This is a genomic window from Candidatus Riesia pediculicola (assembly GCF_002073915.1).
Lineage (GTDB): Bacteria > Pseudomonadota > Gammaproteobacteria > Enterobacterales > Enterobacteriaceae > Riesia > Riesia pediculicola.
Map to the genome: position 1 here is coordinate 486496 of NZ_CP012841.1, position 14611 is coordinate 501106.

Consider the following 14611-nt stretch of genomic DNA (forward strand, 5'->3'; position numbering starts at 1 on the left):
GGTATAGCATATAAGGTCATAAAGAGACTTTACAGAAAGGCATTAACTCTTTTCTTTTAATAGATCAAAGGTTTCTTTTGCAATGATCAATTCTTCATTCGTAGGAATTACCCATACTGGAATACTATCAGATTTACTAATCATTGCACATTTTCCGAATTTAGTTCTTGAATTGATTTTCTCGTCGCACTTAACATTGAAAATCTTTAATTTGTCCATGGTGATCTTCCTAACCATAACTGAATTTTCTCCAATTCCTCCAGTAAACACGATTCCATCTGGAAATTTATTCATTGTTATAAAGTAAGATGCTATATACTTCGATAGTCTATAACAATACATTTTCATAGCACAATTAGCATGAACATTTTTATTGTAGTGATTTTCGACAAATCTCATATCATTACTGACTTGAGTGATTCCTAATATTCCCGACTTTTTTGTTAAAATATCTTGTATTTGACTAACATTCATCTTTAGAACGTTATATAAATAGAAGATAATGGAGGGATCTATATCTCCACTTCTCGTCCCCATCATCAAACCTTCTAGAGGTGTCATACCCATGGAAGTATCCACTGATTTTCCATGAACTATTGCAGTAATTGATCCACCGTTTCCGAGATGGCAACTGATTATATTTAATTTCTTTATGTCTTTTTTGACAATTTTTGCAAACTTTTCAGAAACGTATTGATGACTAATACCATGTGCACCATATCTTCTAATTCCATATTTTTTATATAAGTAGTAAGGAATAGCATATAAATGAGATTCTCTTGGAATACTATTATGAAAAGTTGTGTCAAAAACCGCTACTTGTTTGTTTTTTAAGTTTGGGAAAGCGTATGAAGCTTCTTTAAAACCAATTATTCCGAAGGGATTATGAAGAGGAGCAAATGGAACAGATTCTTGTATTTTTTTTAAAATTTTATTATTAATTATGACTGATCGATTTAGCTCTTTTCCTCCGTGAACTATTCTATGTCCTATTCCTACAATTGAGTTCAGATTTTCCAAATTTTTGAGTAATATTGTTTGGACTATAAAATTAATTGATCTTTTATGTGTCAAATTTTTAATGAGAATAGTTTCTTTTTTTTGATCTCTATATCTTTGATAGATTATTCGAGATTCTTTTGAATTTAAACATTCCGCAGTTCCAAACAAAATTTTTTCTTGTTCAATAACATCAATGACAGCAAATTTTAATGAGGAACTTCCGCAATTTAATACTAATACGTATTTCTCGATTTTTCTAATCATAGGTACCTTTTCCAATTAACATCCTATCCAGATTTCTAAAAATAAAATCTTCGATCAAAAAATATGATTTTCTTTTTTACTTTGAATATATTTTGATCGAATTATTTTTTTTGAATTATAAAAAAAGTAAATTGATTAACTTTTTGGAATTTTTGATAATTTTTCATATTATGTTGTTTTGAAATTGGATTATTTTTATGTTATGAAAAGTTATGTTTAAACGGTACTGATCGTCTGACTTTGTATTATGAGAGCTCTTTAAAATATGTTTTATTCGTATTAGATTCTTTCGAAGAATCGTTTTTAACTCTTATAAAAGAGATTAAAGAGTCTTTGAATTTCTTTAGATTGAGTTTTAAATTTTTGATAAAAATCATTGTTTTATATAATTAAATTAGTTTCTTTAACTTTTTCTCCTCTATTCAAAAATCTTTATAACTTTTAAAGATTTTTAGGAGTATGGATGATCATATTGATGAATTATTTGATAATTTTTTCTTCATTTTACATGAACAAACTTTCAATCAAAGAATTTTTTAGAGATGATAGGAAGATCTCATAATTTAAGAAGATACTTCTTGTATAAGATAATTTTAATGTTATTCATTTTGAGAATGATGTCTTAAAATTCTTATTGTTTTCTCATTTTTGCAAAGGATCTTTTAAAAATATTTTTTTGATTGTGTTAACTTATCGTTTTTTAATTCCAAAGATTAGAGCAGTAAAATGATACGTTCAATTATAGATAAAGTTTATAATTTAGATATGTATTTAAAAAAAATCATGTTTATAATTATTTAAAATTTTTTAATCGATGTAGATCAAATTATCTTTTGTTTTCGTTCAAATATTTCTGATAATACTTGATTTATTTTTTAAATAAATTTTCATATGTTATCAATGTTATAAAAAGATTAATAATATGTTTGAATAATAATAAATTAAAAAGATAATTTCTTTATTTATTTAAATTATTTGGACCTGATTATTAAGAATCTTAGTTTCTTTTAAAGGTTCTCGGTATTCTTTTCTTCAAAAGAAAAGATCTTATAAGTATTCTTAACGATATTCGAACAGGTCCTATAAATATTTGAAAACTATTTTCTTCAAAATCAGTATGTTTTTCGTTTTTAAATTGAAGGTTGAACTTTTTATATTCTCGAAGTTATCGAATTTAAATTTATCTTTTAACATTTGATTTAAAAACTATAACAGATTTTTACAAATTACCCTCAAGTTATTTCCAATTTGACTTAGTTAAAAATTAAATTTCCTCTTATCGGAATCAGATTTTAATTTTTTTTGAAATTACAATTTTTTCTTTCTAACTAATGGAAGATGATCTTTCTTCCATCCATTAATTCCATTAGTTAGAACATAGATTTTTTTGTGTATTAACTTTTTTAACATTCTCGTTGGTTTTAAAATTTCTGTTCCGTTTTCTGTAATCACTATAATTTTTTTATCTTTTATTTTTTTTATATTTTTTTCATTTACTTCTTTTGAAGATATTTCAGAGAAATGAATAGAATGAATTATATGCTCTTTACAAAAATCATCATAATTTCTAAAATCAAAAATAATAGATTTCTCTCGATTAATCCATCGAATTAATTGATAACTACTAATATTTTTTAGTTTTAAAAAAAATTGATATAAATTGATAAATATGAAAGAAAAAAATAAAATAGTCCAAATTGAACTAATCATTTTATATTTATTAAAAAAAACAATTATATCTTTCATAAAAATAAGGAATTTTTGAAAGAACTTACTTTGAAGAGTTTTTGATATTCTCAATTTGTCGAAATTTTCTAACACATCAAAAAATACGAATTGATTATGGATAACTTTTTAGATTATCGACTGGGGTTAATAAATATCGAAAGAAAAATGCAACAAGAAGATCATTTATCTATTTTTAATCAAATTGAGAGATATTGTTTAGATATAAACTTCATTATAATTGAGCAATTTATTGAAATCAATAATGAATTTATATTTTCTATCTAAATAAAATTGACTGATCAAATATTCGGTTTTAAGTATACATTCTCAAATATTTTTGCTTCTTTATAAAATGATAAAATGATAATGCTTGCATCTTTCCAAATTAAATCTTTTATTTAAGTCACTTCGATTGACTTAAATTATATAAGCATTTCTTAAGTTTGTAGAACATAATCTTTGGAAGATTTTTTAAAAATAATGATAAAAATTATTCTTTTTTATTTTTAAATGAGATCAATTAAAATTTTTTACAAATTCATTTTTCGTTTAGAGTGTTAAATCATTTTCCTAAATAAAAAAATAAATTTCTTGATAAGTTTCTTAAATTTTTTTTAAAAGACAAACCATTTTAAAGAAACTTCTTTCAAAGAAATCATTTAATGATTTAGCACTAACTTTTGGAAATTTAATTAAAGTGTGCTTATAATTTTTATGTTGAAGCGATTGTGAAAATACTTTCTTTTGAATCTGACCTTCAAAAATATTTAAAAATTAGTTTTTGAATGAAATTAGGACATCATGTAAGCTTATCTTTAAGATTTAATCGAATAGTTTTGTTGATAGTAAAACGATTATTGAAAGAAGATGATATTTATTAAATATTAGAGATTTTTTCAGAAAGATTTTTTAATTGAAAAAATTTTTTCTTTAGTAACAAAATTTTTTCAAGAAATAAAGAATAAAAATTTTTGTTTGAAACTTAATTATACTACTTTTTAATGTTTTTATTAAAAATTAGATTTTATAAAAGAAGGAATCGTAAATAATGAAAAAAAAATCGGCTATCTATTCTGGAAGCTTTGATCCTCCTACTATAGGGCATGTAGACATCATCGTCCGAGCTTCTTCCATATTTGATCAAATTATTGTAGGAATAGCTAATAATCTAAAAAAAAACACTTCTTTCTATTGAAGAGAGGATTTTTTTTATAAAGGAAAGTACTAAATTTATTAAAAACGTTCAAGTGAAAAAAATTCCGGGATTAGTAGTAGATTTTGCAAGATCAAACAAAATAGATATCTTGATAAGATCTATTAGATGTATTATTGATCTTGAGTATGAAAAGAAAATCGCATTTCTAAATAAGAAAATTTCAAGTAATTTGGAAACGATATTTTTACTTTCTTCTTATGATTCTTCCTTTATTTCTTCTTCCTTAGTGAAGGAAATAGCATATTACGGAGGAAATATCTCTAGATTTTTACCAAAACCTGTGAGGAAAGATCTAAATCGCACAATTCTCAGAAAAATAAATTTATAAAATATACTAAAGGAAAAACCATATTAATATTTCGATTATTATCATTTAAAAAATGTTTTCATTGATTAAATAATAAAAATAAAACTCTCTGTAAGAATAGTTTTTTAAAAAAAAGCAAACCTCGACGAATTCGAATATCCAACTATATTTTTCTAAAACGTAAAAATTCGAACAGTAATCTTAAAAGATCATTTAATTTTTTTTTCTTTATATAAGACGTGCTTTTTAACAGTCGGATCAAATTTTTTGATTAACAATTTTTTTCGACTATTTTTTTGATTTTTAAATGTTGTATAAAAATGACCACTTCCTGAAGAAGAAACCATTCTAATTTTTTTTCTTAAACTTTTTGCCATATTTTTTCGATTTCAAAATATTTTCGATTCCTTTCTTTTCTATTATTCGAACTCCCTTAGCTGAAATTCGTAATCTTACGAATCTTTTTTCCTTTTCTATCCAAAATTTATGATAATGTAAATTAGGAAGAAAACGACGCTTGGTGGCATTCATCGAGTGAGATCGATGATTACCTTTTGTAGATTTTTTTCCAGTGATTTCACATATTCTACTCATGTTTTTTATTTTTTAAATTTTTTTTAAGAAGATATGTATGGATTACTTGAATTATGTTATCCGCTATCATAGCGTATTAAAGGAAAATTACTTAAAACTTGGATTATAACAGATTATTTTTTGTGATACAATAAAAATGATCATTAAATGTCTTCTAATAGATAAAATCTCGAACAATTACTGTGAAAAATATCAATTTTTCTCAAAAAATATTAATTCTTGATTCTGGATTAGGCGGATTGTCCGTTTATAAATATTTGGTAAGAAAACTACCAAATCTAAGTTACACTTATGTTTTTGACAACGAATTTTTTCCATATGGAAATAGAAAAGAATCTTTTATAATTAAAAGAGTAATAAGGTTGATTGATCAAATTCAGAGAGACAGAGAATTTGAAATAATTATTCTTGCTTGCAATACTGTTAGTGTAGTAAGTATAAACATATTAAAAGATATTTTTTCAGATTATATAATTTTAGGATCCGTTCCGGAAATAGACGTTGCTATCCAATTTACTAAAAATAAAGTCATATATGTTTTGGCAACTAAAAGAACGATTGAATACATCAGAAATAAAGTAAGTTTTTATTCAAAAGAGTTTAAAATTCATTTAGTTTCTTCTTCTAAACTAGTAAGGATGATTGAGGAGAAAATTCGAGGAAAAATTATTTTAAAAAATAAAATTTATTCTATTTTAAAGAATTTATCTAATCATCAAATTCCAGACACAATTGTTTTAGGATGCACTCACTACTCATTTATTTCCAAAGAAATAAAAGAAGCTTTTCCAAAATGTATTAACTTGATTGATTCTAAAAAGAATATTTATGATGATTTAACTAATTATGTCGATAAGCGATCGAAGAAAAAAGAATACTATGATAAATATCATGAAAATATGGTTTTTTTTACAAAATCTGATTATAAAATGAAAGAATTATCAGATTTCTTCAAAAGGATTGGATTTTTAAAGATGAAAAAGATAACTATTTGAATTTTCAAACAGTTTGATCGTAGTAAATTGATTACTGCAAAATATTTTCCTCTAAAGAACTTGAACTTAAAATTTTAAGTTAAAGAGTTTCTAAAAAAAAATTTCGCATATAATGGAAATTAATTTATAAATGTACTGTATAACTTAAGAGATTTTATAGTAATGAAAAATATAAGTCCTATTTTCACAAAAGCATGGAAAAATTTAGAAAGGAATTATCAATCTTTCAAAGATGTACATATGAAAGAAATGTTTCTTCGAAATAAAAATCGATTTCAGGAATTTTCTATCAATTTTGATGATAAGATATTTTTTGATTACTCAAAAAATAGAATTGATCAAAAAATAATTGAAAATTTGATTGATCTTGCGAAAGAAACTCATTTAGAAGATGCAATCAAAAGTATGTTTTGTGGAAAAAAAATTAATGTAACGGAAGGAAGATCTGTTTCTCATATGCATTTAAGAGGGAATATCCTTGATGAAAATCAAAATAACTTTTTACAAAATATACGAGAAAAAGTAAATATATCTTTAAAAAAGATGAAATCTTTTAGCGAAGATGTTATTCAAGGTATATGGAGGGGATACACTGGAAAAAAAATAACCGATGTTGTCAACATAGGAATAGGAGGTTCTAATCTAGGTCCAAAGATCATGATTCAGTCTCTAAAACCTTATAGAAATCATTTAAGATTTCATTTTCTATCAAACATTGATGTGGAACATTTCAACGATCTTTTAAAAAAAATTCATTTAGAAACAACATTATTTCTAATTTCCTCAAAAACTTTTCGAACTCAAGAAACTTTGACTAACGCATATTCCATAAAGAAGTTCTTTCTAAAGAAAGCAAAAAATGAAAAACATATGAATAATCATTTTATTGCCATTTCTATGAATATTCATGAAGCCAAAAAATTTGGTGTGAAATCTGAAAACATATTTAAGATATGGGATTGGGTAGGAGGAAGGTATTCGCTTTGGTCGGCGATTGGAATACCGATAGTTTTATCTATAGGATTTTCGAATTTTAAACAGATTTTAGCTGGTGCAAATTCTATGGATCGTCATTTTTATGAGAGCGATTTTAAAAAAAATATACCTGTGATTATGGCTTTAATAGAGATATGGTATAACAATTTTTTTAAATTTGAGACAACTGCTGTTTTACCTTATAACTACTGTTTGAGGAATATTCCAAATTATTTACAGCAACTCGGTATGGAATCTAATGGAAAAAATATCGATAGAAATCATCAAACCATATCTTATCAAAGTAATCCAATTATTTGGGGAGGTTCCGGAATTGATGGACAACATGCTTTTTATCAATTATTCCATCAAGGAACCAAAATTATTCCCTGTGATTTCATAGGTTCTGTTTGCGTACATGATAGTGATAATGAAAAAAGTTTTACAAGGGATCATCATGATAGATTGATGAGTAATTTTTTTGCGCAATCTGAAATATTGGCTTTTGGGAATATCAAAAAAGAACAAAATATTTGTAAAAAATCGAATGATATTCTTTATATTCACAAATTTTTATTTGGAAATAAACCTTCTAATTCGATATTAATCAGAAAAATTACTCCATATGTAATGGGTTCTTTGATTGCTATGTACGAACATAAAACGTTTTCTCAAGGGGTGATCTTAAATATTTTCAGTTTTGATCAATGGGGAGTAGAATTTGGAAAAAAATCGGCCAACTATATTTTTTCAGAAATTAATGACCCGTTAAAAAAGAAAGTTCAATACCATGATAGTTCTACCAATGGTTTAATTAATCTTTATAAAAAATGGAAGATTCGTTATTGATATATCATTTTCTTAAGAATAAAAAAGAAGAATTTTTAATTAAATTTTGTTCTATCTCTTATAAAAGATTTATCTTTTTATGTTGTTAAAAACTTTTTTATCGATACGAAATAAAATTGGAACATATGCTAGAATTTCTAGATTAAACAAACCAATAGGTTTTTTTTTATTTTTATTTCCTATATTATGGACATTTTGGTTATTAGAACAAGGTAAACCGAGATTAAAAGTTTTATTTATTTTTATGCTCGGAACGTTCAGTATGAGATCTGCGGGTTGTATAATCAATGATCTTTTAGATAAAGATTACGATGCCTTCGTTCAAAGAACTAAAGATAGGCCTTTCCCCAAAAAAGAAATTAAAAAAAAAGAAGCATTAATTTTATTTTTTTTATTTGTTTTTTTGTCGATTTTATTAGTGTTTCAACTAAGTTATATATCCATCATTTTCTCTATAATAGTTTTTATTTTAACAATTGTTTATCCTTTGATAAAAAGATTTAATCATTTTCCTCAAGTTGTACTAGGAATATCTACAGGATTATCTATACCAATGATTTTTTTTGAAACAATTAATAACTTTTTTTCTATAGAATGTCTAACTTTATTTTTAATTAATTTAGTATGGACACTGATATACGATACACAGTATGCAATGGCTGATAAAAAGTATGACATAAAAATTGGATTGAAATCTACGGCTATACTTTTTTCTAAGTTTAATCAAATAGCTATTTGTATTTTTCAATTTTTGATGATGATAATGCTAATCTACATTGGAGTTCAAAAAAAATTAAGTTCGATCTACTTTTCTAGTTTATTCCTTATTCTTTTGATATTTTTGTATCAATATCATTTGATTTCTAGAGATGAATCTAATTTATATCTGAAAGCGTTTTTGAGTAATGGATTGGTTGGTTGTATATTGTTTTTAGGAATATTATTAAGTTATTTCTAATTATTTTTCATTGGAATATTCATAAAATCCTTTAAAGGAATCTTCAAAAGATTTTATTTCTAAATAAATTTCTCTAGGAATTAATCTAAATATAATTTGATACAATTTCTTTGATTTTTGATTAACCAATATCAAATTTTTTTCCTTCCTTAAGAAATTGTTTTGAAACAAAATATTGATTAAATTAAAAAAATTTCTCTTATTGAATGTAATAATGATGTCTTTTATTACGATTGATCGAAAAAAAGAATAAGAAAAAAAGAAATCAATCCATAACCTTATTTTATTCAAATTAAAAATTGGTTTTAAATTTAGAAAAGATAAAACAATAAAATATTTACATAAAATTTCCTCTATTATTTTGGAAAATAGATTGATAGAAGTCATTTTTTCTTCGTTTAAAGAAATTTTTTTATTTTTTGAATCAAAATGTACAATTTTTTGATTGAAGAATTCTTCGACCGTTCTATCTATTTGGTTAGATATCAATTTCATCGAGTAATTTAGAAAGAACTCTTTTTTAATGATAGGTAAGATCAAAAAAACTTGATGATATATTTTATCGATCTTAATCTTTTGAAAAATAAGTATGATTCTTAATATCAAAGATGGAAGAATAAAAAGATGCATGATATTATTCTTGTAATATTTTAACATCATATTATTTTTTTTGATTAAAAATATTTTGAGATTATCTTTCATTTCAGCTAAAAGTTGAAATTTTTGATTTAAAAAGAATTCTCTAACCAGATCTCTTGAATTTTTTTGAGGAACAACAATTCCTTCTGAGTAAGGAATATGATTGAGAAAATCGATATACAGTTGCACTTGTAAAGTTAAAGTTTTGATGGATAAAGAGTTACCTGAAATGTACGAAAGAACTATCGAGCATAAATTAACAGAATTAATTGAAATGGAATTATTCAGACTAGTCATTATTTTAATAGATACTTTATCGATGACTTGATTGAAATGAGAAGAATGATCTCGACTATTTAAATTAGAGATTCGATATTTTTTTTTTGATAAGATAATGTCTTTCAAGAATATTGGATTTCCGAAATTAATGTAACCAAATCTTGATTTAAGTTGATTTAATTTGACTATTTCTCGAAATATTTTTAAAAATCCTTCTTTCTCTTTCGGTTTTCCGTTCAATTCTTTTACATAAGTAGATAATTCTAACACTTTATCGTACATAATATGAACTGGAACAATCACAAATTCTCGATTCTCAAATTGATATTTTGAAAAATTTTTTATTATAGTTGATAAAATTCCAGTCTTAGGATTTAATAGCAATCCAGTTCTCGATCTTCCTCCTTCTATAAAGTATTCGATAGATCTTCCAGAAAACATTATATATCTAAAACATTTCTGGAATGTTCTCATATATATTTCATTTTTTTTAAAAGATCGGCGAATGAAAACCGCTCCTAGTTTCTTAAGAAGAAATCCTATTGGCCAAAAATTTAAATTTATTCCTGCAATAATATAAGGTACCATCATTCCTTTACGATAAAGAATATAAGATAGTAAAAGATAATCCATATGACTTTTATGAGATGGTGAGTAGATTATTTGTGTATTTTTTTTTTCTAAAACTTGGTATAGATTTTCTAAGTTATACACAAAAATTTTTTTATAGATTCTATTTAAAATTATATTGAATATGACATTAGTTAGTTGAATCATCCCATAAGAAATATCATCCATCATCTCTTTAATAAGATTCATGATATGTTCATCAATTCTTTTTTTTGAAATCATCTTTCTTTTTGATTCTCTTTCGACTAAATCATCAATAATCCGATCAGATCGAACTTTTTTGAAAAGATCTTGACGATAGAGAAACTCTTTTGGTCCAGTTGTAATAAAAACATTTTTAAAATGCTTAATCATCATCATTCTAACAATTTTTTGAAAGATCGTTTTGTCTCTTATGAATCTTACAGATAACTCTCTTAAGGAGGAAATCAAATAAAAACGGACCCAAATGTTTCTTTTAAAAAATATTAAAAAAAAGACATCATATAGTTTCACAATTATATTCGTGAAAATTTGACATTTTAATTTTCTTCTATAAGAAAACTTATGAAATACAATTGAAACGAACAATAATTGAACTTTTGGATTTTTAGACAGAATAGAAGGATGAAGATATGATTCAAGTGAATTGGAAACTGATTTATAATTTGAAGAAAGATTTCTATTTTTTACTTTCTTTTTATGAACAAATATATAAGAGCAAGATTCTTTTTTATCAACTTTAATTTTTTTGATTGGATCTGATAAACCAAAAAGTTTACATTGATGTCGCAGAATAGTTAGATCGAACATAGATCCATAAGGAAGCAAATACAAAAAGGAATCATTAGTTTTCAAATTTAATTCTTCCATCGGATTTTCTGGAATTGATCTGATATTGAAAAATAAAAATCTCAAAGATTGAAGAATTCTAAGATGTAATCTTTTTAAAAAATAAAAATCAATCATCTACATGAATATCTTTTATAAAAAGATTGAATATATTTGCTCAGTCGAAGATCTTTAAAAAAAAGATCAATTAGCAATCTAGAGAATGTGTTTTCTATATAAATTTAAAACGAAAAGTTTATAGGAACTTCATTTAAAAATTAAAAACATAAAGTATACGATACTCTTTGAAATAACTCATTTTCTTCTTAAAGTTGATTTTAACACCAATACCCAGAGCGGGGATCGAACCCGCACGACCAAAATTAGGTCAAGGGATTTTAAGTCCCTTGTGTATACCGATTTCACCATCTGGGCAATTTTTCTTTAATTTTAAAGATTATTTAGGCGTATCCCGGAATCGAACCGAGGTATTCGGATTTGCAATCCGATGCATGGATGCCATTCTGCCAATACGCCAAATTTTCTAAAAAGAAATAAATTGTAACACAAAAGTTATCTATTTTTTGAATTAAGTATTTCTTTTATTTCAATTTAAAATTAATTTTTAATAATTTTATTTCAATAATCTCCAAGAAGATCGAAAATACTGAATCATTGAATAATATGTTAGAAAAACAGAGAAATATAATAACATAACGGAAAGAATTAATATCAAACCATTTTCTTTTAAGAACATTCCAACTAAAGAAAACATCTGAAAAAAAGTTTTCCATTTTCCAATTCGAGATACAGAGACACACTTCTTTTCCCCGAAATCTGCAGCTAACTCTCGAAGAGACAAAATGATAATTTCTCTAATTATCATAGCAATGGAAGGTAAAGTAATCCACCAAACATGGTACCAATCAACTACCAATATAAGAGAACTTACTACTATGATTTTATCTGCCACCGGATCTAAAAAGGTACCTAGTTTTGTTGTTTTTTTGAAGTATCTTGCTAAAAGTCCATCGAACAAATCTGTTATTGCTGCAATTACGAACGTTACTATACTCATTACTTCAGACCAAGAGAATGGCATATAAAAAAATACAATTAACATGGGAGTTGACAGAATTCTAAAGAATGTTAAAGAAGTTGGATGCAATTGCATTAACGATTGCTATATAATTTTTGAGATTTTTTGATAGAAATTTTCGATTTTAACCAAGTTTTTAAACCATTTAATAATAAGAAAAATCTGACTTTTTTCGATAAAATTCAATTTAAAGCCCAATTTTGGACAAGTTCAAGAAATGTAATTATTTGCAAGATCTCGATAAAATTCTTTTGAAAGTCAATAATCTTTAAAAGAATAAAATCAAAAATTTCAATTTTTTAATCGGTTGTATAAAACATTCTCTTATCTAAATTTCTTTAAAAAAATAATTTTTTTGTACTAGATTAACTTGTTTCGATACAATGAAAGAAATTTTTGATCAAATGTGTTCTCTAAAATAACTCTTCTTCAGAATAAGAATTTATAAACTGCTAATTTATTTTAGTAAGATTAATGTATTACTCTAAATAGAGATTATTCAACTGATGTCTTCTTAAGATTGATTATAAAACAAAAACACACTTATTCTTAAATTAATTTTTAAATTAACGTAAATTTAAAATATTTTTCTATTTCTTCAAAGTAATTACACGATTTAAGTAAGGAGCTGTGTAAAACATGATCATTGAAATAATTAAGCTAATTATTCCTATTTTGATAAAAACTAAGTCATATACCTTCAATGATTCGATAGTATTGAATATTTTGTCTTTAGGAAAAGTCGTTAAGGATGACACATATCCAGCTATAAATGAAGAAATGGAATTAGTCAAGAACCAGGTACCCATTATAAATCCCATTAATCCTTTAGGAGCAAACTGAGCTATCATCGATAATCCCAAACCTGAAATCATCAATTCTCCAATTCCTTGGAAAGCATATGAAAATATTAACCAAAATGGAGACACAATTCCTCTTTCAGAGAAGATAGAACCAATTGGTAATATCAAAAAAGATATCGAGCAAAAAACCATTCCAATTGCAAATTTATATGGAATCAATAAACATGTTCCAACTTTTTCATATATTTTCGATAAAATAGGACTAAAAACAATGATCCAAAAAGGATTTAAGGATTGATATTGTGCTGGCTCTATGGAAATACCGAAAATCGTGTGCGCCACATTGTGTGTAGCAAAAAAGTTTATAGACATTGGCATTTGCCCGTACAAAACGAAGAAGACCAATGCCTCAATGGTCAATATTGATACAACTGACATTTTTAATCGATCCAAACTTTTCATCGATATTATTTCTTGAATAAACTTAAAGACAATAAAGATTGAAATCATTGTAAGAACAATCTTAATAGTGTTTAAATGATAAAGAAGCCAATCAGAAATTAGTATCAATACGAAGATTCCACAAAATATAAAGAAATAAGTTTTTAAAGAGACCGATTGAAAATCTGGATAAGATCCTATTTTTTTTATCCAATTCCGAAAAGATAGAAAGATTATTAAAGTAATCAATAAACCAAACACACTCGTAGCAAAAGCTACGTTCCATCCATAAATTTTGGCTAGAACTGGAGTAATCAACATGGATAAGAAAGATCCAATATTGATTGACATGTAATACATGGTAAACGCTCCATCCAGACGGACATCTTTCTTGTCGTAACAAGAAGAGAGCAAAGAAGATGGGTTAGATTTAAATAATCCGTTTCCTACGGAAATACAAGATAGTCCAAGATATATTGATGATATCTCATTATTGGAGAAAGCAATTAAAGAATATCCGAAAATTAATGTTAAAGTTCCAAGAACGATGACTCTCTTAGATCCTAAAATTTTATCTCCTATCCATCCTCCAATGGCTACGAATCCGTAAACCAAGGCAGTAAATGCAGAAAATAAAGAAAACGCTTTATCTTCGGACATTCCTAAAATTTTAGTTAAATAAATTGTTAAAATTCCTTGTAAACCATAGAAACTAAATCTTTCCCATAATTCTATTGAGAAAATTAAATAGAAAGGTTTCGGTTGTTTTAATAGATTAAAATTTAGACTACGAGAGTTATCCTTCAAAGACACGATCAACCTCTTCGATTCCTTTTTCTTAAAAATTTTCATTTTATAAACTTCATAATAAAATTAAAAGATATATGTTATAAACTCTTTTTGATTTCTTAATAATCAGATTTTCCTAAAGTCTTATTATTTTGGTTATCAATTCCTATTTGTTCTACTATATCATTTTAAATGAAAATTGATGTATTACTGATTAAAAGAGATATGTTTTT

10 protein-coding genes, 2 tRNA genes and 1 pseudogene are annotated in these 14611 nt (G+C 25.2%); 4 read left to right on the forward strand and 9 right to left on the reverse strand.

What is annotated here, in order from left to right; translation table 11 throughout:
* Positions 1-42: 42 nt before the first annotated feature.
* On the reverse strand, positions 43-1266 hold the full coding sequence (locus tag AOE55_RS02305; RefSeq protein WP_013087897.1) for an acetate/propionate family kinase: 1224 nt from the start codon (positions 1264-1266) through the stop codon (positions 43-45).
* Between the two features lie 1308 nt (positions 1267-2574).
* The gene (locus tag AOE55_RS02310) at positions 2575-3012 is read right to left on the reverse strand and encodes a rhodanese-like domain-containing protein (RefSeq protein ID WP_013087857.1); all 438 of its coding nucleotides are present in this window, start codon (positions 3010-3012) and stop codon (positions 2575-2577) included.
* Positions 3013-4042: 1030 nt separating this feature from the next.
* On the opposite strand from AOE55_RS02310, the pseudogene coaD reads away from it, so the two are divergent.
* Positions 4043-4538, forward strand: a pseudogene (coaD, locus tag AOE55_RS02740) (pantetheine-phosphate adenylyltransferase).
* Positions 4539-4726: 188 nt separating this feature from the next.
* Here coaD and rpmG read toward each other — a convergent pair.
* Together rpmG and rpmB are read right to left on the reverse strand one after the other, a co-directional pair.
* Positions 4727-4894 (reverse strand): 50S ribosomal protein L33, encoded by a 168-nt coding sequence (rpmG, locus tag AOE55_RS02325; RefSeq protein ID WP_013087877.1) that lies wholly within the window; start codon positions 4892-4894, stop codon positions 4727-4729.
* Positions 4866-5111 carry a 50S ribosomal protein L28 gene (rpmB, locus tag AOE55_RS02330; RefSeq protein WP_013087692.1) on the reverse strand — a complete coding sequence of 82 codons (246 nt, stop codon included), beginning with the start codon at positions 5109-5111 and terminating at the stop codon, positions 4866-4868. The genes rpmG and rpmB overlap by 29 nt, the downstream gene beginning before the upstream one ends.
* Positions 5112-5293: 182 nt before the next feature.
* Between rpmB and murI the strand changes: the two genes are divergently transcribed.
* The 3 genes from murI to AOE55_RS02345 all read left to right on the forward strand — a co-directional run bounded on the left by murI (position 5294) and on the right by AOE55_RS02345 (position 8888).
* Complete coding sequence (murI, locus tag AOE55_RS02335) at positions 5294-6106, forward strand: glutamate racemase (protein WP_013087768.1); 813 nt, start codon at positions 5294-5296, stop codon at positions 6104-6106.
* 162 nt (positions 6107-6268) lie between these two features.
* Entirely contained in the window at positions 6269-7930 is a 1662-nt protein-coding gene (pgi, locus tag AOE55_RS02340) for a glucose-6-phosphate isomerase (protein WP_013087565.1), read from the forward strand.
* A gap of 79 nt (positions 7931-8009) precedes the next feature.
* Positions 8010-8888, forward strand: coding sequence for a 4-hydroxybenzoate octaprenyltransferase (locus tag AOE55_RS02345; protein ID WP_013087614.1), 879 nt, complete (start codon positions 8010-8012; stop codon positions 8886-8888).
* Here AOE55_RS02345 and AOE55_RS02350 read toward each other — a convergent pair whose 3' ends face one another.
* The 5 genes from AOE55_RS02350 to AOE55_RS02370 all read right to left on the reverse strand — a co-directional run bounded on the left by AOE55_RS02350 (position 8889) and on the right by AOE55_RS02370 (position 14402).
* Positions 8889-11333, reverse strand: coding sequence for a 1-acyl-sn-glycerol-3-phosphate acyltransferase (locus tag AOE55_RS02350; protein ID WP_196769128.1), 2445 nt, complete (start codon positions 11331-11333; stop codon positions 8889-8891). It lies immediately after the preceding gene.
* A gap of 261 nt (positions 11334-11594) precedes the next feature.
* Positions 11595-11681 (reverse strand) — tRNA-Leu (locus AOE55_RS02355).
* A gap of 28 nt (positions 11682-11709) precedes the next feature.
* Positions 11710-11783: transfer RNA gene (locus AOE55_RS02360), tRNA-Cys, on the reverse strand.
* A 97-nt stretch (positions 11784-11880) separates the two neighbouring features.
* Positions 11881-12420, reverse strand: coding sequence for a CDP-diacylglycerol--glycerol-3-phosphate 3-phosphatidyltransferase (gene pgsA / locus AOE55_RS02365; RefSeq protein ID WP_013087626.1), 540 nt, complete (start codon positions 12418-12420; stop codon positions 11881-11883).
* A 515-nt stretch (positions 12421-12935) separates the two neighbouring features.
* Complete coding sequence (locus AOE55_RS02370) at positions 12936-14402, reverse strand: oligopeptide:H+ symporter (RefSeq protein ID WP_041855188.1); 1467 nt, start codon at positions 14400-14402, stop codon at positions 12936-12938.
* Positions 14403-14611 lie beyond the last annotated feature (209 nt).

Bases quoted from the DNA above. Each gene is read 5' to 3' on its own strand.
- AOE55_RS02310 (WP_013087857.1), bottom strand. From the start codon at position 3,012: ATGAAAGATATAATTGTTTTTTTTAATAAATATAAAATGATTAGTTCA.
- pgsA (WP_013087626.1), bottom strand. From the start codon at position 12,420: ATGCAATTGCATCCAACTTCTTTAACATTCTTTAGAATTCTGTCAACT.
- rpmB (WP_013087692.1), bottom strand. From the start codon at position 5,111: ATGAGTAGAATATGTGAAATCACTGGAAAAAAATCTACAAAAGGTAAT.
- rpmG (WP_013087877.1), bottom strand. From the start codon at position 4,894: ATGGCAAAAAGTTTAAGAAAAAAAATTAGAATGGTTTCTTCTTCAGGA.
- AOE55_RS02305 (WP_013087897.1), bottom strand. From the start codon at position 1,266: ATGATTAGAAAAATCGAGAAATACGTATTAGTATTAAATTGCGGAAGT.
- AOE55_RS02345 (WP_013087614.1), top strand. From the start codon at position 8,010: ATGTTGTTAAAAACTTTTTTATCGATACGAAATAAAATTGGAACATAT.
- pgi (WP_013087565.1), top strand. From the start codon at position 6,269: ATGAAAAATATAAGTCCTATTTTCACAAAAGCATGGAAAAATTTAGAA.